This is a genomic window from Cecembia calidifontis, from assembly GCF_004216715.1.
Classification (GTDB): domain Bacteria; phylum Bacteroidota; class Bacteroidia; order Cytophagales; family Cyclobacteriaceae; genus Cecembia_A; species Cecembia_A calidifontis.
On the sequence record NZ_SGXG01000001.1, the window covers coordinates 4,717,705 to 4,739,595 of the forward strand.

Consider the following 21,891-nt stretch of genomic DNA (forward strand, 5'->3'; position numbering starts at 1 on the left):
CCCATCATAAGCAGTTATTTATACCGAATTTAAAAAAACCCTCAACTAACTGCAATCCACACACCAAGGCCAAAGATTAAAAATCCAGCAAAAAAGAAATAAATTGTGTATTTGAAGATTTCTTTGGCAGGAATACCTGTTATGGAAAGTAAGGGCAAAGCCCAAAATGGCTGCAACATGTTGGAAACTTGGTCACCATAGGCGAAAACCAATATCATTGAGGGTATATCCAAACCCATTTTTATAGCTGCCTCCATCATTACCGGGCCTTGAATGGCCCATTGCCCTCCACCAGAAGGAATGAAAAAATTGACTGCAGCAGCACTGAAAAAAGAAAACAAAGGGAAAGTTTCCGCTGAAGATCGGGCCACCATATCATCTGCCAGAAGGACCAGTAGCCCAGAATACTTCATGATTCCCAAGATTCCCGCATAAAAAGGAAACTGAATGATAATATCTGTGGCACCTTTCAATGCATTGGCCAATGTTCCAACAAAAGACCTCAGGCTGCCATAAAACAAAAGCCCTGTCCCTAATAAAAGAAAGTTTACAAAATTCAGGTCGATAAAGGACCAATCATCGTTTTGTGAAAGAAAAATTTCCCAAAAAACAGAAAGGAATATGATTATTCCTACAACCCATCCCAACTTGTCAGAAGATTCATCTGCCTGCACCGGTTGATTAGGCTTTAGGACAATAGGTAAATTTTTCCATTTTTTGGAAGACAAAAAGACCAATAGCAAAAACAAAATGAGGACCAATAATAAATTGATGGCCAGATTAAAACTCGAAAAAATGGTCTGATTCACAGGTACTACCCCTATGAGCCCAAATAAAAAATGAGTATCTTCTGCTACTTTGAGTGTGGCTGAACCTGATAATCCCCCGTGCCAAACCAACATTCCCAAATAACCGGAAGCGCCTACCAAAGAATAATTGATGGAAAGTTTTTTTTCTTGTGCGGATTCACCTATTTTTCTTGCCAAAATCGCCCCAAGGACCAAACCAAAGCCCCAATTGATGTATCCGCCAGCCAAGGCCATCAAACCTGTCAGTAAAACTGCCTGTCTGTTGGATGTGACCATTCCAGCCAGTTTTCTTAACGCCCTATCAACGGGTTTGGATAAAGCTAAAGTATGTCCCAGCACCAGAATGAGCACCATCTGCATGGTAAATTCAAGGAGTTCCCAAAACCCTGATTTCCAAAATGATAATATCTGTAGACCGTAAAAAAATGAGTTACCCCCATTCGGCTTGGTAAAAATTAATGCCAATAAAAAGACCAGCAGGCTCAAAAAGAGTGCAATTTCAAAAGTGGAAGGGAATTTAAGTTTTCTTAGCATGTGTTACTCTTGAAAGCTTTGACCAGCAACTATCAGGTTCAGCCTTCAATATTAAAATTTCTTGGGAGCGAAAAAAACAGATTGAGATAATTTAAAAACCTAGAGGAAAAGGTGGAGTTGAATGTCTTTTCGGTTGTACTACTTGTTTCTGGACTGACTGTAGCAGGTATTTCCAGCGTTTTGATCAGTCAGGTCCGCGGCAGCATCCGCTGGTTTGCCATAACAATGGTTGCCGTTTCCGTTTGGGCAATGGCTTATGGTTTTGAACTTGCAAGCCTTGACCTGGAAAGCATGCTTTTCTGGGTAAAAATCGAATACCTTGGTATCGCATTAGCCCCAGCCACTTGGTTTTGGTTCTGCTTATCCTATTCAGGACTTCAAAAATTCACCAAAAAATTTTATTGGATACTGGTTTTCTCCATTCCATTGATTACCCTGTCTTTGGTTTGGACGAATGAATGGCATGGATTGTATTATGCCCAGACTTCTGTAGACCCCTCTGGGCCTTTTCCTATGCTGGACATAAGGATTGGGCCTTGGTATTATGTCCATATTGGATATTTTTATATCAGTTTGTTTGCCGGCAATGCCATTCTATTGGCAAAGTTTAAAAATGTTGATCCAGTCTACAGAAGGCAAACCTATCTTTTGATCATGGCCGGATTTTTTCCGTGGTTTTTCAACCTGTTTTATATGTTCGGCTACAGGCCATTTGGACATATTGACCTTACACCATTTTCTTTTTTGTTGCTGTATATCATTGTAGGATTTGCATTACTCAAATATAGGCTGTTTGATTTCAAGCCAATTGTAAGAGACACCATCATTGAATCCCTCGACAAAGGGATCTTGGTTGTTGACCCCAAAAATCGTATCATTGACTACAATCCATTTATATTCAGCTTATTAGAACTACCAAAAAGGAGATTGATAGGGAGAAAAATCTCAGATCTTTTTCAAGACCATGAAGAAATTGAAAAAAATCTTGCTTCACAAAAAAGCGGGAAAACAGAAATCATCCAAGCAAAATCAGGGGAATTGAAACATTTACAATTAAGCCTGAGTCCTATTTATAGCAAAAACCATAATTATCTGGGTTCTGTCCTAACCTTTGATGACATCTCAGAGGACAGGAAAACAGCCGAACAAATAAAGAAACAGGCAGAAGAACTTAAAGACCTGAATCAGCTTAAGGACAAACTGTTCAGCATCATTTCTCATGACCTAAAAGGGCCTATTTTCGGTCTTAAAGAACTCATCAAAATGACCCGTTCTGGCTTGGTAAGTCAGGAGGAGTTTTTTGACCTGATGCCTGAAATCTCCAAAAACCTTGATTCTGTTTCCATTCTAATGGAAAACCTGTTGGCCTGGACAAGTACTCAGATGCAGGGAGAATATATTGCCAAGAAACAATTTGACCTTGGATCTTTGATGGATCAACATTTGGAGCTATTCAGGAAATTTGCCCAAGACAAAGACATCTCAATCCGATTGGAAAAAGAAGGAAACCTTCAGGTTTTTGCAGACCGAAATATGATTGACCTGATCATCAGAAACTTGTTAAGTAATGCCATTAAATTCTGCAGCAAAGGGGATCAGATTTTATTATCAGCCACTGAACAGGTCAACACCGTGTTTATCCAGGTCATAGACACCGGTGCTGGTATGACCCCGGAAAATCTGGATAAATTGAAAAAGGGGATTTCCTTTACAACTTTTGGAAAGAACAAAGAGAAAGGTACAGGACTGGGCATGGTGCTCGTCCGAGATTACATCGTAAAAAACGGAGGAGTGCTGAATATAGCCAGTGAACTGAACAAAGGAAGTGCTTTTAGTTTTAGTTTGCCCAAAAAGAACCCGGAAATCATTTGAGGTTTTTCAAAAACTTTATGGTATCAAGGCCATCAGCATAATCCTCTAAAGCTGGACATTGTGCCTGACCGAAAGGAAGACTGCTTTCAAACCAGGCATCTTTACTTACGATACACTGAATTTTTTCCTTGATGGAATTGATCTTTGAATTAAGTTCCTCCAAGTTACTGTAATATTCATAATATAATACCCCAATAGGAGAAACCAGGTCTGTACTTTCTTTTAAAAGCAGAAAACCATTGTCCAAGTGGGGATCCTTATTTACCAAGTAAATGGACTTATTGTAATCATAATTATTGAGGTATTTGTGATGGCTTACTAAAAATTGGAACCCATTTATGTTTTCTAAAAAGCCGATAAGGGACGATTCTTTATTGATATAGATTTTGGAAACATTCCTACAGCCCATTCCAAAATACTGAAAAACATCCTTCGCAAGTTCCTTGTAATCCTCAGGTGATTCTTTACCGTCCAAAATAGCGATCGAGGTTCTGTTTTTTCGGATTATATGTGGATATTTCCCAAAATAATAATTGAAATACCGCGCAGAGTTATCACTTCCTGTGGCAATATATGCGTCCTTGCCTTTCAGCATTTCTTCAAATTTTACCATAGAAGCGAATCTTGAATCAATGGAAAACAGCTTATTCATCAGCCATTTTATGGACACTGTATCTGAAGAACTGAGCTTTACAGAAGCATGATGGCCGGCTATCAGCACACACAATAAATCGTGGAAGCCGACAGCAGGTATATTACCGGCCATGAGTATTCCTATGTCCTTTGGTTCAACCTTATCCTCCAAATGATAAGCTTTGACCCAATTCCTGAGTTTATTTTCCTCAAGCATTTCTGAAATGGCTAGAAAAGCCAATCTTGTCTGGTCAGGAGTAAACCAAATATTATTATTTTCGATTTTCCAGGAAAGTTCATCAAACTCTTCTTGGGAAATTTCCGAAATGGCTTTTCCAAGCAAAACAAAAGCTTTAATTCTATCTTCTAAGGTCATTTTTCCACATTTCCGGCACAAAGATATTCAAATAGAAAAAAGGAACTTTGGATAGAATGAATTTAAATTAGTTAGCATGACAACTTTTTTTTGCATCCAATGTTATTTGCATAGTAATTTTGGGAAAAATAAAATTGGATCTACTATGGCTATAATGATAACTGACGAATGCATCAATTGTGGTGCATGCGAGCCTGAATGCCCTAATACAGCCATCTATGAAGGAGGAATAGAGTGGACTTGGGCAGGAGGCACTAATCTCAAAGAAGTGACCTTGCCCGATGGAACGGTAATTGATGCCAACCAAAAACAAAAACCTCTCTCCGATGAGTTTTACTATATCGTAACTGAAAAATGTACGGAGTGCACCGGGTTTCATGAAGAGCCCCAGTGTGCAGCGGTATGTCCGGTCGACTGCTGTGTAGATGATCCTGATCACAGGGAGACAGAGGAGGAATTGATGGCCAAAAAGATATTCTTGCATGGTGAGTAAAAAAAGAGGACCTCAGACGGTCCTCTTTTTTTACCTTTTCAACTTATAAATACTTCTGATTTTTAACCGTTTGCTACACAATTCCCATCATTTATTTAAAAAAAACTGACAATTCCCTTGAATATATTTTTTGATTTGCTTTATCTTGGTGGACAAATCATTCCAAACACAAACAATAAATTCTTTTGACAGTGGAAGACAACAGAGGCAACGACAGAGAAGAAATCTTCTCTAGAAGAGTAAAAGCAGGTAAAAGAACGTATTTTTTCGATGTTAAGTCAACTAAATCAAATGATTATTACTTAACAATTACAGAAAGTAAGAGGAGAATGAGAGATGATTCCTTCTCTTTTGAAAAGCACAAAATTTTTCTTTACAAAGAAGATTTCTCTAAGTTTCTTGAAGCGCTACAGGACGCAGTGGATCATGTAAAAAACGATTTGATGGCGGATTTTGATTTCTCTCAATTTGAAAGAGAAGAGGAATCAGAAAACGAATTTGATGATGAATTAAGGTGGGAATAATTCCCGTTTTTTAGTTTATTTAGGAGAAAGAAGCTTAAGGACAAAAGTCTATTCGCTGCGTGATTTCAAATGCGGAGAAGAGCATCTTTCTCCTTTTTGTTATGCTATGAAAAAACCAATACCAAAACTTGTCCTGATTTTTTTACTGCTCTTTGCAGTAGGTTGGTATTTTTCAAACATCACCATGTATTTCGTTTTCTCATTGGTCCTTGCCGCCATTCTTAGGCCGCTGACCAATAGGATAAACTCTTTTCATATTTTTGGGCAGCATGTTCCCAGATGGATTTCAATTTTGATCTCCTTTGCGGTAGTGGGGGCCATCATATTTTTTATAGGCGCCCTGTTTTTCCCTTTGATTGGGGCACAGATTCAGGTGATTGCTTCGTACGACCTTGACTACCTTTATCAACAGATTCAAAATCCAGCCGGGAAAATTGAGGACCTTCTGATCAAATATGAAATCATCAAAAGTGAACCTGGATTTCTGATAACCCAGGTGAGGGAAAATCTGGTGAACAGTTTTGGAAGAATTGATATCCAGGGCTTAATAAACACCATTTTCAGCACAACCAGCTCTATATTACTCGCTTTTATGGCTATTTCTTTCATCACTTTTTTCTTATTGTTGGAAAATGGCCTGCTGAGAAGAAATATTATGAGCCTGGTACCCAATGCCTATTTTGAATTGGCAGTATATACTTTCAACAAAGTGGAGAGGTTGCTTTCCAATTATCTCGTTGGCTTACTCATTCAACTGACCTGCATTTTTTCATTGGCAGCAATAGGATTGAGCCTAATGGGAATAGAATATGCCCTAACCATTGCGATGTTTGCAGCAGTGGCCAATTTAATCCCCTATGCAGGCCCTATTTTAGGAGCGGCATTTGGCGTAATTGTAGGCCTGACTACCGGTTCATTTGACTCCTCCAACGAAATCCTCTTCATGGTGGTAAAAATCCTGTCTGTATTTTCAGTGGTACAATTGACCGACAATGTGGTACTCCAACCATTAATTTTTTCTAAATCTGTAAAAGCTCACCCTCTTGAAATATTTGTTGTTATCTTTGCCGGTGCTAAAATCGCAGGCATCCTCGGGATGATTTTTGCGATACCTGTTTACACCATCTTTAGGGTTTCCTTTTTGGAATTCTACAAAGGTTACAGGGAGTACAGAATCTTTAAACTGTAAAAGAAAATAATCAATAATGGCTTTACAATGTGGTATCGTTGGGCTTCCCAACGTCGGTAAATCTACTTTATTCAACGCCCTGTCAAGTGCCAAAGCAGAGGCTGCCAACTTTCCTTTCTGCACCATCGAACCTAATGTGGGTGTCGTCACCGTACCTGATCAAAGGCTGGAAATCCTGGAGAAATTGGTAAATCCTAACCGGGTCGTTCCCACTGTTATAGAATTCGTTGATATCGCAGGTTTGGTCAAAGGTGCCAGCAAAGGGGAAGGATTGGGCAACAAATTTCTAGCAAACATCAGGGAGGTAGACGCCATTATCCACGTCATCCGTTGCTTTCAGGATGACAATATTGTCCATGTGGCAGGCGGCGTGGACCCTGTATTCGACAAGGAGGTCATAGACACGGAACTCCAACTGAAAGATTTGGAGTCAGTAGAGAAAAAAATTACAAGAATAGAAAAAATCGCCAAATCCGGTGATGCCAAAGCAAAGAAAGAATTGGAGATCCTCCAACTTTTCAAACAGGGATTAGAGTCAGGCAAGAATGCCAGAGCAGTAGAAGTTGAAAAAGAGGACCTGGAAGCAGTCAGGGACCTCCATCTGTTGACCATTAAGCCAGTGCTATATGTCGCTAATGTAGATGAAGGCAGCATTCTTACCGGCAATAAATTTGTAGATCAGCTTAAGGAAAAAGTAAAAGAGGAAAATGCAGAAGTTATTGTTCTCTGTGCTGCCATTGAATCTCAAATTGCAGAATTTGAGGACCAAGAGGAGAAAGCCATGTTTTTATCAGAATATGGATTAGAGGAAAGTGGACTCAACAAATTGATCCGTGCTGCGTATAAATTACTTGATCTGATTACCTATTTTACTGCTGGCGTCCAGGAAGTAAGGGCATGGACCATAAAAAAAGGATGGAAAGCCCCTCAAGCAGCGGGAGTAATCCATTCGGATTTTGAGAGAGGTTTCATCAAGGCTGAAGTAATTAAACTCAATGACTATCAGATATTTAAAACTGAGGCTGCTTGTAGGGAAAATGGCAAGATAGCTATTGAAGGAAAAGAGTACGTGGTACAAGATGGAGATATTATGCATTTTAGGTTCAATGTTTAATTAATCTTTAAAAAAAATTTGTACTTTTGCCAGAAACCAAACAAAAAGTAAATAGTTAGTAATCTAAGTTTAATGATTGTTTAAATTTTATTTTTAAAACCGTGAGAATAAGACTAATATTTTCCCTGAAAAACAAAGGTGCTTATTTACCCTTTCACCACCAGTACATTCTGGCACAATTCCTTAAAGGTCTCATCGTAAAAGGTGGACGTGAAGAATTTTTCAACTACAATTACTTCAACTTCTCCGGTCTGAAAGGTCAGACCAAAGTAAGTAGAAGCGGGCTTCATTATTATTCCAGTTTAGTCACCTTAGTGCTTTCATCACCCAATGAAGAATTTATGGACTATCTGCTGGAGCAAGTATTTGAAACTCCGAAAATTGAGTTGGGCAATCTGATCCTATCCCCGGAGTACACTGAGCAGGAATTCGAACCAACCTTGGAGAGTTCAAACAAATTTGTTTGTATCTCACCTTTGGTACTGATCACCCCTTCATTCAATGATGAGTCAGGCAAGCGTTTCATCAATCCGGATACCGATGAATTTTCGGATCTGTTGTATGAATCCACCTTGACCAGAATGGAAAAGTCAGGTTGGTACAGCCAGGAACAAATGGAATCTTTTTACAAGTTCCAAGTTGTACCGGACATGAATTATGTAAACAAGCTAAGAGAACAGCAAAAGAAATTTGCCAGGATCTATTCTGTTTACGACATGGATGTCAAATATGAAGTGAGGGGTTACACCTTGCCTTTTACTTTGTATGCTGCTCCAGAAGTTCAGGACTTTGTGTTCAAATGTGGACTGGGTGCCTTCACCCACAAAGGTTTTGGCATGCTAGACTTAGCAAACCATCTGCCAAGTCAAAGAACTGAACCTTACAAGTTCAAAAGAGAAGGTTTCATTCCTTACAAATCCCATTCGGAAAGGCAAAAACCTGATCAACTTGAAGGTGAACAGGAAATCTAAAAAAAATCCCGATCTATCGATCGGGATTTTTTTTATAATCTCCTTTTATTGGGGTTCAAATTGAAATAACTGATCAATTCATCATATCGGGATCCCATATCCCTATAATACACAAAAACTTCATACTCATTTTCTGTTTCAAAATAACTCCCCTCTATTGGAAGCATATCCCAACCCTCCTGACCTTTATAAGCAAACTGATAATCATACCACCCTTGCTTAAGAATCAAAGTGGTTTCATAGGCATTCCTTTTTTTATTTAAAGTCATTTTTGCATCGGGACTAAATCCCCACGCTGAAAGTGCACCAATGAGATAAGGAGTTTCGGTGATTCCATCTGCATTCAAGCTAAAAGTCATGATCATGTATTCACTTTCCAATTCATAATTTTGGCGCTCCATATTCATAACAGCATATTGTCCATTGAGATCGAGGTATTGAGAATAAACCCCTGCCGGGCGAATTTTATCAAGCCCCCCTTCTGCAAAGACAGCATCCTCCTCTATCCTTATCGCATTGACATTGACTCCTCTGGCCCTCATGAACCTTAAGTCCACAAACCTGAACTCATTCCCTGCAAAAAATGCATTGCTTCCATCAAATAGATTGTACTCCAACATTTTGGTATCTTCCCTAAGCATGGTCGGCCTGTTGAGGACTTTTACATTATCCCATCTTTGGTTCTGCCTGATCACCACTCTAAGGTTATTGATGGGATCAAACAACTCCCTTCCCTTATAATTGATATTGACATTGATCTGCTGCACTTGCCTTCTCATCTCGGTTTGACTGGGAGGGACAACCCTTGCTGCAAGATTGACCATGTTTTGGAACACCATGAACCTTCTTGTGATAATGGGTTGATTTTGGTCCCTACCCCGGTAAACCATCACGGCATAATTCCCTGATTTTTTTACCGGAGGAATGGTAAAGCGATAATGAATGTAGGGAATTCGGGTATCGATAGAATAATCGTAGGAAGTCACATTGAACTCGTTGTAGGCATCGAGGTATTCCGGTTCTTTGAGATCCGAAGGAGTCCAGTCCATATTACAGTGAATGATTTTCACAGAATACATATCAGGATCATAGGCCAGGTCATCAAATAATAAAACAAGTGGGATGTTGCCGCCAAGTTGAATAACAGGAGAATTCATCTGTGCATCCAAATCCCCTCTCATAGGAAAAAGCCTAACTGATTGGATATTTTCTTCAAAGACCCTGTCATATAACACTTTGTTAGCCTGCCCTATGACAGTTTCAGACCAAAGAAAGAGGGAAAATAGAATAAGAATTTTGCGCATCATCAGTTTTTCTTGATTAAACAGTTAACTCAAAGGATATGCCATTATCGGATGTTTTCCTGAAGGGTCCCAATCAGTTCTACGAGTTGTTCCCACTCTCTGTTCAGTTCATCTTCTTTAAGCTTCACCTGTTGGTACTGCCTGTTAAGATTTTCCAATTTTTCCGGAACGGAGTAATTTTCAGGATCTGACAATGCAGCTTCCAACTCACTTTTAAGCGATTCACAGTCCATGATTTTACTTTCCAATTGAGTCAGTTCCTGTTCTTTTTTCTTGAGCTCTTTTTTGTTCTGTTGGAGTTCTACATCATTAAAAACTTTCTTCCTGGGCTCAGTTTTGCTTTTTTCCTCTTGCCGGACCTGGGCTTGGTTTTCCTGTTGTTGGGATTTCCAATATACAAACTCCTCGTAACTTCCGGGATACTCCTTTATTTCTTGATTTTCTATATACCAAATTTTATTTGCAACCCCTCGGATGAAATGCCTGTCATGGGAAACAGTAATAAAAGTACCTTCGTACTGTTGCAAAGCTTGGATCAGGATGTTGACAGATTGTATATCCAGGTGGTTGGTAGGCTCATCAAGCAGTAGAAAATTAGCCTCAGAAATAAGTGTTTTGGCAAGCGCTACCCTTGATTTTTCACCTCCTGAGAGCACCTTGATTTTCTTAAACACATCGTCATTGGTAAATAGAAAGCAGCCCAGTACATTCCTGAGTTCTGTATCGGTTTTACCTGATCCTGCTTGTTGCAATTCTTGCAGGATTTCATTGTCAACATTAAGGGCTTCAAGCTGATGCTGCGCATAAAAGGATTTGATGACATTGTGCCCTTGTTCTCGCTTACCCTGAATGTGCTCTGTTCCATCAATAATCCGGAGGAGGGTTGATTTCCCCTTGCCATTGGCCCCGATGAGGGCTATTTTATCTCCTCTTTCAATTCTGGCAGAGGCATTTTTGAGAATGACCAAGTCCCCATAGGCTTTGGACACATGGTCCAAAACCACTACGTCCCTACCTGATTTTTGGGAAAATTTGAACTTAAAATTAACGGCAATGTTATCATCCACTACTTCTGCTACCCTTTCCATTCTGTCCAAAGCCTTGATACGGGATTGGACCTGATTGGATTTGGAAGCCTTGGCACGGAAACGCTCAATAAAGCGTTCCGTTTGTTTGATCATCTGCTGCTGGTTTTCATAAGCATTCTGCTGGATTTCCATCCTTTCCTTTTTCTCCCTTTGATAGAAAGAATAATTTCCGGGATACATGGTCAGCGTTCCATTGGAAACTTCTACCGTAGTTTCGATGCAATTATCCAGGAATTCTTGGTCGTGAGAAACCACAATCACCGCGCCTTCGTAGGTCCTCAGATAATTTTCCACCCACTGAATAGAGGGAAGATCCAGGTGGTTTGTCGGTTCGTCCAACATCAATAAGGAGGGTTTTTCCAAAAGCAACTTGGCCAACATCACCCTCATCCTCCATCCTCCTGAAAAAGTCTTTAGTGGTCTTTTCAGATCCAATGTCGAAAATCCTATCCCCTCCAAAACTTCCTCTGCCTTAGCCTTGATGGTATAGCCTTCCTTTGCTTCAAACTGATCCTGCAATTTGGCGAGTCTATTGATGGTCTCTTCTGAATAATCGGTTTCCATCTGTTTGAGTACCTTATCAATTTCCTCCTGAAGCTGTAGGGTTTCTTTAAAAGCCTCTAATGCTACGTCCAATATGCAGTCTTCTGACTGATAGGAAAGCAAATCTTGGTTTAGAAAGCCTATGGTACAATCCTTGGCCTTTTGGATTTCTCCGGAACTGGGCTGATAATCTCCATTGATCAACTTGAGCAAAGTAGATTTTCCTGTTCCGTTCAGGCCGACCAAACCGATTTTATCTTTAGGCTTGATATGCAAAGAGGCATTTTCATAGAGGGCCCTCCCTCCTATATAATAAGAAAGATTATTGATAGATAACATGCTTCAGATTCAGGTATACGCTAATCCAGTCGGCTAAATTAACAAACTAAGCTGAGTTTGGATTCCACATTTCCTTTTAAATTAACTTCAATAGGTTTTAAGCACCCATTTTATCACTTATCCAAATTGACTAACAATGCGTGAAAGATTTGGTTAAATTGAGTGAGAATCTAAAAAACCAAGTAATGGCAAAACAACTGATCCTAGGGCTTTTTATCCTGATTAGCTTTTCCTGTTCAGGACAAAACAAAAAAAACAATTACATCCAACTGGAGACCATCAAGCTACCGGCAGGCTTCCAGATTTCGGTTTGGGCTGAAGATGTCCCCGATGCCAGGTCATTGGCCATGAATGCGGACGGCAGTATCATTTTTGTCGGCAACAGGCAGGGGAAAAACGTGTATGCCTTAAAGGACAGCAATGGAGATGGGAAAGCAGATAAAAGATATACCCTAGCTTCGGGACTCAGAATGCCCAATGGAGTTGCCTTCAAGGATGGGGATCTTTATGTGGCAGAAGTCAGCAGGATATTACGTTTCCGAAACATCGAAAAGAACCTTGAAAATCCAAAATTTGAAGTAGTCTATGACCAATATCCGGACAAGGCCCATCATGGCTGGAAATTTATCGCTTTTGGACCGGATGGTTTGCTCTATGTACCAGTTGGTGCTCCGTGCAATATTTGTGAATCAGAAGAAATATTTGCTTCGATCACCAGGATCGATGTCAATTCCCCTATCATTAAGCCAGAGATCTTTGCCAAAGGGGTCAGAAATACTGTTGGTTTTGCCTGGCACCCCCAAAGCAAAGAATTATGGTTTACTGATAATGGAAGAGATATGATGGGGGATGATATCCCGGATTGCGAGCTCAACCATGCTCCCCAAAAAGGCATGCATTTTGGATATCCTTATTGGCATGCCGGTGATGTCAAAGACCCGGAGTTTGGAAATAAGGGAAAGGATAAAAATGCCTACACCGCTCCTGCCGCCAAACTTGGCCCACACACAGCTCCTTTAGGCATGAGATTTTATACCGGTTCCCAATTCCCTGAAAAATATCATAACAACATATTTATTGCCAAGCATGGATCATGGAACCGCAGCAAAAAAATCGGTTACCAGGTTACACATGTTATATTGGATAAAAACCAAAAAGTGGTCAGGGAAGAGGTTTTTGCTGAAGGATGGCTCAACCATGCAACCCAGGATGTATGGGGCAGACCTGTGGATGTGCTTCAGCTTCCTGATGGAAGCCTGCTGGTCTCGGATGACATGGCCAATTGTATTTATAAGATCAGTTACAAGAAATAAAATTAAAAGTCAGATTTCGGATGTTGGAATTCCCGGTATTCGATATCAATTGCAAGGTATTCACATTTCCGAAATCCGACTTTCGAAATCAAAATTTCATCGATTCATCAATTCTTCGATTTCTTCCGCCTCAATTGGAATATTGCGCATCAGGTCAAAATATCCGTTTTCCTGGATCAGGATGTTATTTTCGAGCCTGACCCCCAATCCTTCCTCTCTGATGTAGATACCGGGTTCAACCGTAAAAACCATACCCGGGGTAATCGGGTCATACATGGTACCCACATCATGTACATCCAAACCTAAATGGTGAGATGTGCCATGCATAAAGTATTTTTTATACGCAGGCCATTTGGGGTCTTGGTTTTTGATGTCGGTCTGATCCAATAAACCCAAGCCTAACAATTCAGACTGCATGATCAGCCCCACTTCCTTATGGTAATCCTGGATATTGATGCCAGGTCTGAGAATATTCATAGCCCCTCTTTGCACCCTCAATACTGCATCATACACCTTCCTTTGTCTTTCTGTAAATTTCCCATTTACAGGAATAGTCCGGGTCATGTCCGCATTATAATTCCCGTATTCTGCGCCCACATCAAGTAAAAGCAGGTCTCCATCTTTACAGGTATCTTTGTTTTCTATGTAATGCAGCACACAGGCATTTGCCCCAGAAGCAATAATGGGTTCATAGGCAAAACCCTTGCTCCTGTTCCTCACAAATTCATGGATAAACTCAGCCTCTATCTGGTACTCGGTTACTCCTGGCTTTACAAAGGAAAGTATTCTCCTAAAACCCTTTTCGGTGATATCGCAGGCTATCTGCATTTGGTCAATTTCTTCCTTTTCTTTAACCCCTCTTAACTGGTGCATCAGCGGAGCCAGCCTGTGATAGTGATGAAGGGGATACTTTTCCTTACATTTTTTGATAAACCTGGCATCTCTGGTTTCTACCTGGATATCTGCACGGAGATGTTCATTGGTATTTAATAAAACATGCTGACTTAAAGCCATCAGGGTATTAAAAACACCGTCGAAACTGCTCACCCATTGGATGTTTTCTATTCCTGAAATTTCATGGGCTTCCTCTTTGGTGTATTTATGCCCTTCCCAAATCGCAATATGTTCATTGGTTTCCCTTAAAAATAGAATTTCGCGCATAGTAGGATCAGGAAAATCAGGGCAGATGACCAAAATGCTTTCTTCCTGATCAATCCCGCTGAGATAAAAAAGGTCATTGTTTTGTCTGAAACGCATGGTCCCGTCTGCATTGGTCGGCATAATATCATTGGAATGAAAAACCGCTACTGATTTAGCCGGCAATTTCTCGGTTAATTTTTTCCTGTTTTTGATATAAAGGCTTTTTGGAAGAGGTGTGTATTTCATAGATAAGTAAGTTTTCAATGCTTATGAATTCAGTAAATTAAGTGTCTAAGGATTTTATCATGCTTTACAAAACTCTAAATTATCAATTCACTCCGGCTAAAAAAACCACTAAGGGAAATTGAATCTTTGGAATAATCGAAAAAGAGTATTGAAAGTCTTTTATTTTTGTACATTGAGGTGAGGAAAAAGGATTACATGCAGTACAATTTAAAGCAATTAGCCAACGGAATCAGAATTGTTCATCAGGAAGTCAACCATACCAGGATAGTCCATTGCGGATTTGTGTTAAACATAGGCAGCAGGGATGAATCCAAAGAGGAAGAGGGGATTGCACATTTTTGGGAACATATGGCTTTCAAAGGCACCAAAAAAAGAAAGGCCTACCATATCATCAACCGTCTTGAGTCTTTAGGCGGGGAACTCAATGCCTACACTACCAAGGAGAAAATTTGTTTCTATTCGAGTGTGTTAAAGGAGCATTATGGAAAAGCAGCAGAACTTCTTTTTGACATCACCTTCAATTCTACCTTCCCAAAAAAGCAGATAGAAAAGGAAAGGCAGGTAATTTTGGAGGAAATGGCCATGTACAAAGATTCCCCGGATGACTCACTCCAAGACGATTTTGATGAAATGGTTTTTGAAGGCCATGCCTTGGGAAGAAACATCCTGGGGAATGAAGAAACTGTAAGCAGATTCAGGCAAGAGGATTTTTTTGATTTTGTTTCGAGCAGATTGGATACTACCCAGATCGTATTTTCTGTAATCGGCAATATCTCTTTCGAAAAGGCTTTACAAAAAATCGAGGGACTCCTTTCTGAGATACCGCATAAAAGAAGCCTATATGTCCGCAGCGGATTTTCAAATTATCAGCCCAAAACGAAAATGGTAATGAAGGAGATCACCCAGGCCCACTGCGCCATTGGAAAACCTGCCTTCTCGATGTTTGATCCAAGAAGGTTTAAGCTCTATCTGCTCAATAATATACTCGGGGGTCCCAGTATGAACTCCCGCCTGAATATGGCATTGAGAGAAAAACATGGCTATGTGTACAGCGTGGAATCCCATTACCAGACCTATTCAGATACTGGTTTTTTTGGTGTTTTCTTTGGTACAGAGCAGAAGACTGCCAATAAAGCCAAAAAACTTGTCTTAAAGGAAATGGAGAAGCTTAGAAAAGTAAAAATGGGAACCTTGCAACTTCATATGGCAAAAGAACAGGCGATAGGTCAAATGGCGATGGCAGAAGAAAATTACGCTGCTTTGATGCTTGTGTATGGAAAAAATCTTTTGGATAAGGGCAGGATAGATTCACTGGATAGTATATTTGAAATCATAAGAAGCACTACAGCCGAGGAACTCATGGATATTGCCAATGAAATATTTGATCCCAATCAAATGAGTTATTTAACCTATTTACCTTCCTGACATGGAATTCATTTCACCGGAGTTATTAAAATATTGCGAACAGCATACCACGGAAGAGGATCCTTTATTAAAATGGATTACCCGGGAAACACATGCCAAAGTATTGATGCCAAGGATGATTTCCGGTCATTTGCAGGGCAAGACGCTCGAGCTTTTTGTCAAACTTCTGAAACCCAAGACCATCCTCGAAATTGGCACATACACGGGGTATTCCGGTATCTGTATGGCAAGAGGTCTTAATGAAGCAGGTAAGCTCATCACCTTGGATATCAATGACGAATTGGAAACAATGGTCCGGAATTTCTTTGAAAAATCAGGATTAAGCCATAAAATTGACTACAGATTGGGAGATGCTTTGAAAATTATTCCTTCACTTGAAGGAAATTTTGATATGGTCTTCATAGATGCGGATAAAAATAATTATATTAACTACTACAATCTGGTAATAGACCGTGTAAGCCCTGGTGGAATTATTATTGCAGACAATGTCCTTTGGTCGGGAAAAGTTGTTTTAAAAGAAGGCCAGAAAATCGATAAAGACACAAAAATTATCTTGGAATACAACCGTATGGTACAGGAGGACCCTAGGGTAGAAAATGTACTTTTACCAATCAGAGATGGCTTAATGATAGCAAGAAAGTTATGAAAAATAAAAAAAGTCAATTGTTTCGAAATCCCTACATTCAGATTTTGTTTCTGTTTTTTTCTTTTGAAACTATGGCCCAAGTGCCCCAGGTACCTAAAGAAATGCGATTTGCGGACCTTACCATTAGAATCAATGAGCAGGCAAGGCGGGAAATTCAGCTGGATGTGGATGCGCTTCACCGTAACCAGATTTATTTCAAAAGCAAAGCTGACAGGGCCAACCTTTACCTACCATTAGTCGAAAGAGAACTGAGAGAATCTGGTGTACCTGAAGATTTTAAGTATTTAGTAATTCAAGAATCTAGCCTAATTCCGGATGCAGTCTCCAGCTCCAATGCAGTTGGCTTTTGGCAATTTAAGCAAGGAACAGCAGAGGAAGTATTTTTAAGAGTGGACAACCAGATTGATGAGAGGAAGAACATTGTATCCTCCACAAGAGGGGCCGCACTTTACCTCAAAAAAAACAATGCACAGTTTGATAACTGGATGTGCGCCCTGGTTTCTTACCAAATGGGACTGGGAGGCGCAAAAGCCTATTTTGGAAGTCAGTTCAATGGTAAAAAAGTAATCGATGTGGACAGGAATTCACATTGGTATTTCAAAAAATTTCTTGCCCACAAAGTGGCTTTTGAAAATCATGCAGGGGCAAATTTTGTGAGCAATACCGGTTATCTGGAAGAAGTCAGAGTACAGGGGCCTTCCTCTCTCAGGGATCTTTCAAGCCGCTTAGGGGTAAGTGAAGAGCATTTGAGGGAATACAATAAATGGATTGGGAGAGGTGATATTCCAAGTGATAAAACCTATTCTGTAGTTTTTCTGAGACAAGGAACCCCTCCTGCCAGACCTATAGTTGCACAAAGAGAAAGTTCAAGTGCTGGCAGTCCGCAACAAACCCAGGCACTTTCTACCGGTTTCCCTAGAATTTCAGGCAACCAACAAAGCGCTACAAGCCCCAACCAAATTAAAGTAAATAACATAGACGGGGTTCGGGCAGCCAATTCTGTTTCCCAGGCAAGCTTTGCAGAACAGATAGGAATGAAGCCCAATAAATTCAGGAAACTGAATGATCTGGGAAAAAATGATCCCGTGGTAGCTGGCCAATATTATTATCTTGATAAAAAAGCCACCAAAGCAGATGTAGCCAATCACGTGGTGATGCCTGGAGAAACACTTTGGTCAATTTCTCAGAAATATGGCATCAGACTTGCCGCCCTCAAAGCCAAGAACAGGATCAGAGACGACATCGATCTTTCCCCTGGAATGATCCTGAACCTTCAGGAGCCAAGAAAAAGAGGCGAAGATTTCGTGATGGTTTCAGGTTCGGAGTATAGAAAAATGTTGGAAGCCTTATCTACTAGCCAGGCACAGGCCAATACTCCTGCTACTTCGATAGTATCCCAACCCAGTACGCCTACTTCACAGCCAAGTACTTCAGTAACTCCAGGTACAGCACCGGCTACAAGAAGCAGCGAGCCTGTTAGAACAGAGCCAAGCAGAACAGAAACTGCTAGAAACGAGCCTATCAGAACGGAAACAGCCGCCCCGGTAAGGAGTGCTGAACCGGTAAGGTCAACAGAGACTGTCAATAGGCCTCAACCTTCCAACGCAACTGCAGGAAGAACTGTGCATACCGTATCCCCAGGTGAAACTTTGTTTAGAATAAGCCAAAACTATGGCGTAAGTGTGGATGATCTCAAAAGATGGAATAATTTACCGGACAATACCATTAAAGTAGGTCAGGAAATCATCATCAATCGATCTGCTGCTCCCACTCAGAGCGTTTCTTCTATTCCAAACAGGTCAACCTCAAGTGGCACAATTATCCATACTGTAAGCCCGGGAGAAACCTTGTTCCGTTTGAGCCAAAACTATGGCGTAAGTGTGGACGACATCAAAAAGTGGAACAATTTGCCCGATAATACAATCCAAGTAGGGCAAAAAATAACCATCATAAAACCCTGATTTTTTTGGGAGTATACATAGATGATTAAGAGGCTTTCGCTTATAATATTGTTATTAGCAGGGTCATTGGGCATATCAAGAGCCCAAGACCCTGCTATTTTGGCTGATACACTTTTGATAGCCGGAGACACCATCATCATGATAGGTGATTCGATCATTGTCAAACAAAAAATCAGACCTATCTATTGGGAAAAAGGCGGGAACTTCAACCTGAGCATCCAACAGGTCAGCCTTTCCAACTGGAATGCGGGTGGGGCTAGTAATATGGCGCTGAACTCCGGTTTGGCGATGTTTGCCAACTATAAAAAGGACAGGATAATTTGGGACACAAAACTCAATATCAATGCCGGCTTTAACAGGCAAGCAGACCGAAGATTCAAAACCAGAAAAACCAATGACAACTTTATCTTTATCAGTAAATACGGTCGAGAACTGACTGAACTCTGGTATCTGTCCACCCAGATTGATGCAAGGACACAGTTATTAGAAGGCTTCCGGTACTTTAGACCAGCAGGTGCGGAACAGGATTCCAGAAGTCAGATTTCAGACTTTCTGGCACCGGCCTATCTTCAGTCATCCACAGGTTTAAATTATCGGAAAGAATTTAAAAATAAAGATAGGTTATCCATTATTGCCTCTCCTTTTACGGGAAGGTTTACCGTGGTACTTGACGATTCCCTGAGCAGGGCGGGGGCTTTTGGGGTGGTACCCGGGGAAGCGGTGAGAGCAGAGGCCGGTATTTCTTTCGGTTCTACCACAGACTTTCAAATCATCGAAAATGTAAGATGGAAAGCAGACCTTAACCTCTTTTCCAACTTCGAAAAACTCGGCAATTTTGTCGTAAACTTCAACTCCCTGATCACGATGCGGGTGAATAAATATATTTCAACCCGGATTGAGACCATTCTCATTTATGATGAAAATGTACTCATTCAACAGGAAAGCGGCCCTCCACGACAGGCCATACAACTTCAAAATATGATCAATTTTGGGCTGACCCTGGACTTTTAAAAGTCTGTTTCCAGCCCGAATCTTTTTTGCAGCTCTACCAGAGCAGGGGATTTTTCTTTTAAGTATTGAAGTTTATCCGTGCTTGTGTAAAGTTTCTTCTTTCCATCACCAGCTTCTTCCTCCACAATTACGGATTCTAAATGAATACTGTAATTGTTCAATTTCCTTCTCAACAACTGAAAAACTTCGGGCTTGATTTTATGAAAAATATCCTGTTGAATTTCCCCATTAAGTTGAAAGGTAATGGTTTCCCCTGAGAGGATTACAGGCTGTTTAAGGACTGTTGTTTCAAGGTTCTTGTGCTGATCTCTATATTGGCCAATGATCTCTTGTAAGACACTGTTCAACTTCTGCTCATCAAATTCCTCCGCCAGTTTGGGGTTGAGGCTGACCTTTTCCTCTTCCTTTTTTGGTTCTGCTATTTGAACCTCCGCTTGAGGTTTTTCCTGAACAATTTTTCTGGCTTCAGTCAAACTCGCCGGAATGGAAATCGTCCTCTGTACAGGGGTTTTCTTGGCAGCAAAAGGATTGGCATCTTTAAAGAGCGATGGGGCTACATTGCCGTTACCATTTGGGCTTTGCTCTTGCTCAATCAGGCTTTTTTTTTTGACTCTTCTTGTGCTAAGGCTGCCAGGCTGAGTGCTTGTGGAAGTTTAGCCAATTTCATCAAAGCCAATTCTACATGAAGGCGTTGGTTTTTGCTGGCTTTGTAGTGGATATCACATTGATTGCAAATGTTTAAGGCCGAGAGCAAGAAAGAAATACTGCTGTCTTTTGATTGTTCCAGATACCTTTCTTTGGTCGCATCAGACACTTGAATCAGGTCCACAGTGGCAGGATCTTTACAGACCATCAGGTCCCGTAAATGCTCAGTAAGCCCGAGAATAAAATTATGCCCGTCAAAACCTTTTTTGAGTATTTCATCAAAAATAAGAAGTACGTTTGAAATATTACCTGCCAAAAGGCCATCGACTACCTTGAAATAATAGTCATAATCCAAAATATGCAGGTTATTGATCGTTTCTTGATAAGTGACTTTATTCCCGGCCGAATAAGTGACAATGAGGTCATAAATCGAAAGTGCGTCCCTCAAAGCCCCATCTGCCTTCGTAGCAATAAGCCTTAGTGCTTCGTCCTCGGCTTCGATATGCTCTTCCCTGGATATATATTTCAGGTGTTCGGTGATATCATTGATCTGAATCCTATTGAAGTCAAAAATCTGACAACGTGAAAGGATGGTGGGAATAATTTTGTGCTTTTCAGTAGTAGCCAAGATGAATATGGCATACTTAGGAGGCTCTTCCAAAGTCTTCAAAAAGGCATTGAAAGCCTGATTGGAAAGCATGTGCACCTCATCGATGATATACACTTTGTATTGGCCCTGCTGGGGTGCGTACCTCACCTGATCTACCAGGTTTCTGATATCATCTACTGAGTTGTTGGACGCAGCATCCAATTCATGGACATTGAAGGAAGCATTGTTATTAAAAGCCTTGCAGGAGTCACATTGGTTACAGGCTTCAAATTCAGGCGTTAAATGCTGGCAGTTTATGGTTTTGGCCAAGATCCTTGCACAGGTGGTTTTACCCACACCCCTTGGACCACAAAAAAGAAAAGCCTGTGCCAAATGGTTATTTTTAATGGCATTTTTCAAAGTCGTAGTAATATGGCCCTGCCCCACTACACTTTTGAAATTGGAAGGTCTATACTTTCTCGCAGAAACAACAAAATTTTCCATCACCGCAAGATATAAAATTATTGGAATTATGTTTCCTGTAAAAAAATCATAGTTGCTTGAATTTTATGTAAACCATTCATTTTAAGCAATTTTAAAATTCGATGGCTTCAATGATAAAAAACTACTTGTCAAAAATGGAGGCTTTTTCCGGCGGGAACTTTTTTCCATTTATATTTGCTATAGAATTGTACCCTAATTTAGGGGCTGACCGGTTTTGACAGTAGGTGTGAAGATCGGGCTCGCATGCAGGCTGGAGTATGTACGGCCTTAAAAGATTCATGCAAAGATAACTGGCGAAACTTCTTACGCCATGGCTGCCTAATCTCTCCTATCTTTGGATGAGACCGGCTTAAAGGGTTGAGCACCCATGCGGCGTTCCCCGGCCACATCCCGCCATCTGTTGCATTGTCCGGATGGATTTGGGGTGTCGATAAGACAAGGCTGCTTCCTGTGAGGCTACTAATCAGGACTAAGACAAGTGGCTAAGCCAAACATAGGTGTGTCATCCAGCAGTGTTTGGTCGAAAACCCAACCGGTGACTAAGCATGTAGACGGTACGGTGTTTCCCTATCTGGACGCGGGTTCGAATCCCGCCAGCTCCACCACAAAAAAATCCCTGTAA

At 40.7% G+C, this 21,891-nt stretch carries 18 protein-coding genes and 1 other RNA gene; 12 read left to right on the forward strand and 7 right to left on the reverse strand.

Translation table 11 applies throughout. The features are described from left to right. Positions 1-41 precede the first annotated feature (41 nt). Entirely contained in the window at positions 42-1,343 is a 1,302-nt protein-coding gene (locus BC751_RS20350; protein ID WP_130277204.1) for a TIGR00366 family protein, read from the reverse strand. Positions 1,344-1,454: 111 nt separating this feature from the next. Here BC751_RS20350 and BC751_RS20355 point away from each other — a divergent pair, with 111 nt between their 5' ends. Next, complete coding sequence (locus tag BC751_RS20355; protein ID WP_130277205.1) at positions 1,455-3,215, forward strand: sensor histidine kinase; 1,761 nt, start codon at positions 1,455-1,457, stop codon at positions 3,213-3,215. On the opposite strand, the gene BC751_RS20360 is transcribed toward BC751_RS20355, so the two are convergent. Next, positions 3,208-4,224 carry an acyl-CoA reductase gene (locus BC751_RS20360; RefSeq protein ID WP_130277206.1) on the reverse strand — a complete coding sequence of 339 codons (1,017 nt, stop codon included), beginning with the start codon at positions 4,222-4,224 and terminating at the stop codon, positions 3,208-3,210. The genes BC751_RS20355 and BC751_RS20360 overlap by 8 nt on opposite strands. A gap of 145 nt (positions 4,225-4,369) precedes the next feature. On the opposite strand from BC751_RS20360, the gene BC751_RS20365 reads away from it, so the two are divergent. The 5 genes from BC751_RS20365 (at position 4,370) to cas6 (ending at position 8,515) form a co-directional block, all read left to right on the forward strand. Next, positions 4,370-4,717: a 4Fe-4S binding protein gene (locus BC751_RS20365; RefSeq protein WP_130277207.1), complete on the forward strand. Its 348-nt coding sequence runs from the start codon at positions 4,370-4,372 to the stop codon at positions 4,715-4,717. Positions 4,718-4,908: 191 nt separating this feature from the next. After that, positions 4,909-5,241, forward strand: a complete 333-nt coding sequence (locus tag BC751_RS20370) for a DUF3276 family protein (RefSeq protein WP_130277208.1) — start codon at positions 4,909-4,911, stop codon at positions 5,239-5,241. A 106-nt stretch (positions 5,242-5,347) separates the two neighbouring features. Continuing rightward, positions 5,348-6,430 carry an AI-2E family transporter gene (locus BC751_RS20375; RefSeq protein ID WP_130277209.1) on the forward strand — a complete coding sequence of 361 codons (1,083 nt, stop codon included), beginning with the start codon at positions 5,348-5,350 and terminating at the stop codon, positions 6,428-6,430. A gap of 16 nt (positions 6,431-6,446) precedes the next feature. Beyond that, positions 6,447-7,544 (forward strand): redox-regulated ATPase YchF, encoded by a 1,098-nt coding sequence (ychF, locus tag BC751_RS20380; protein WP_130277210.1) that lies wholly within the window; start codon positions 6,447-6,449, stop codon positions 7,542-7,544. Positions 7,545-7,645: 101 nt separating this feature from the next. Further along, on the forward strand, positions 7,646-8,515 hold the full coding sequence (gene cas6 / locus BC751_RS20385) for a CRISPR-associated endoribonuclease Cas6 (protein WP_130277211.1): 870 nt from the start codon (positions 7,646-7,648) through the stop codon (positions 8,513-8,515). Positions 8,516-8,547: 32 nt separating this feature from the next. Here the strand turns inward: cas6 and BC751_RS20390 are convergent, their stop codons facing one another. Together BC751_RS20390 and BC751_RS20395 are read right to left on the reverse strand one after the other, a co-directional pair. Next, entirely contained in the window at positions 8,548-9,822 is a 1,275-nt protein-coding gene (locus BC751_RS20390) for a type IX secretion system plug protein (protein ID WP_207226928.1), read from the reverse strand. A gap of 41 nt (positions 9,823-9,863) precedes the next feature. Further along, entirely contained in the window at positions 9,864-11,789 is a 1,926-nt protein-coding gene (locus BC751_RS20395) for an ABC-F family ATP-binding cassette domain-containing protein (RefSeq protein ID WP_130277212.1), read from the reverse strand. 185 nt (positions 11,790-11,974) lie between these two features. Here BC751_RS20395 and BC751_RS20400 point away from each other — a divergent pair, with 185 nt between their 5' ends. Next, the gene (locus BC751_RS20400; RefSeq protein ID WP_130277213.1) at positions 11,975-13,102 is read left to right on the forward strand and encodes a PQQ-dependent sugar dehydrogenase; all 1,128 of its coding nucleotides are present in this window, start codon (positions 11,975-11,977) and stop codon (positions 13,100-13,102) included. A 96-nt stretch (positions 13,103-13,198) separates the two neighbouring features. On the opposite strand, the gene BC751_RS20405 is transcribed toward BC751_RS20400, so the two are convergent. Continuing rightward, positions 13,199-14,488 (reverse strand): aminopeptidase P family protein, encoded by a 1,290-nt coding sequence (locus BC751_RS20405; RefSeq protein WP_130277214.1) that lies wholly within the window; start codon positions 14,486-14,488, stop codon positions 13,199-13,201. A gap of 195 nt (positions 14,489-14,683) precedes the next feature. On the opposite strand from BC751_RS20405, the gene BC751_RS20410 reads away from it, so the two are divergent. Genes BC751_RS20410 through BC751_RS20425 form a run of 4 tightly spaced genes read left to right on the forward strand, consistent with a single transcriptional unit; the run spans position 14,684 to position 19,531 of the window. After that, positions 14,684-15,913, forward strand: a complete 1,230-nt coding sequence (locus BC751_RS20410; protein WP_130277215.1) for a M16 family metallopeptidase — start codon at positions 14,684-14,686, stop codon at positions 15,911-15,913. A 1-nt stretch (position 15,914) separates the two neighbouring features. Then, complete coding sequence (locus BC751_RS20415; protein ID WP_130277216.1) at positions 15,915-16,559, forward strand: O-methyltransferase; 645 nt, start codon at positions 15,915-15,917, stop codon at positions 16,557-16,559. After that, the gene (locus BC751_RS20420; RefSeq protein WP_130277217.1) at positions 16,556-18,520 is read left to right on the forward strand and encodes a LysM peptidoglycan-binding domain-containing protein; all 1,965 of its coding nucleotides are present in this window, start codon (positions 16,556-16,558) and stop codon (positions 18,518-18,520) included. Before BC751_RS20415 ends, BC751_RS20420 begins: the two co-directional genes overlap by 4 nt. A 21-nt stretch (positions 18,521-18,541) precedes the next feature. Beyond that, complete coding sequence (locus BC751_RS20425) at positions 18,542-19,531, forward strand: DUF3078 domain-containing protein (RefSeq protein WP_130277218.1); 990 nt, start codon at positions 18,542-18,544, stop codon at positions 19,529-19,531. Here the strand turns inward: BC751_RS20425 and BC751_RS20430 are convergent. Beyond that, positions 19,528-20,004: a DNA polymerase III subunit gamma/tau gene (locus BC751_RS20430; protein WP_242617550.1), complete on the reverse strand. Its 477-nt coding sequence runs from the start codon at positions 20,002-20,004 to the stop codon at positions 19,528-19,530. The genes BC751_RS20425 and BC751_RS20430 overlap by 4 nt on opposite strands. A gap of 119 nt (positions 20,005-20,123) precedes the next feature. Further along, positions 20,124-21,269 carry a DNA polymerase III subunit gamma/tau gene (locus BC751_RS20435; RefSeq protein ID WP_130277220.1) on the reverse strand — a complete coding sequence of 382 codons (1,146 nt, stop codon included), beginning with the start codon at positions 21,267-21,269 and terminating at the stop codon, positions 20,124-20,126. Positions 21,270-21,469: 200 nt separating this feature from the next. Here BC751_RS20435 and ssrA point away from each other — a divergent pair. Continuing rightward, positions 21,470-21,874, forward strand: a transfer-messenger RNA (tmRNA) gene (gene ssrA / locus BC751_RS20440). Positions 21,875-21,891 lie beyond the last annotated feature (17 nt).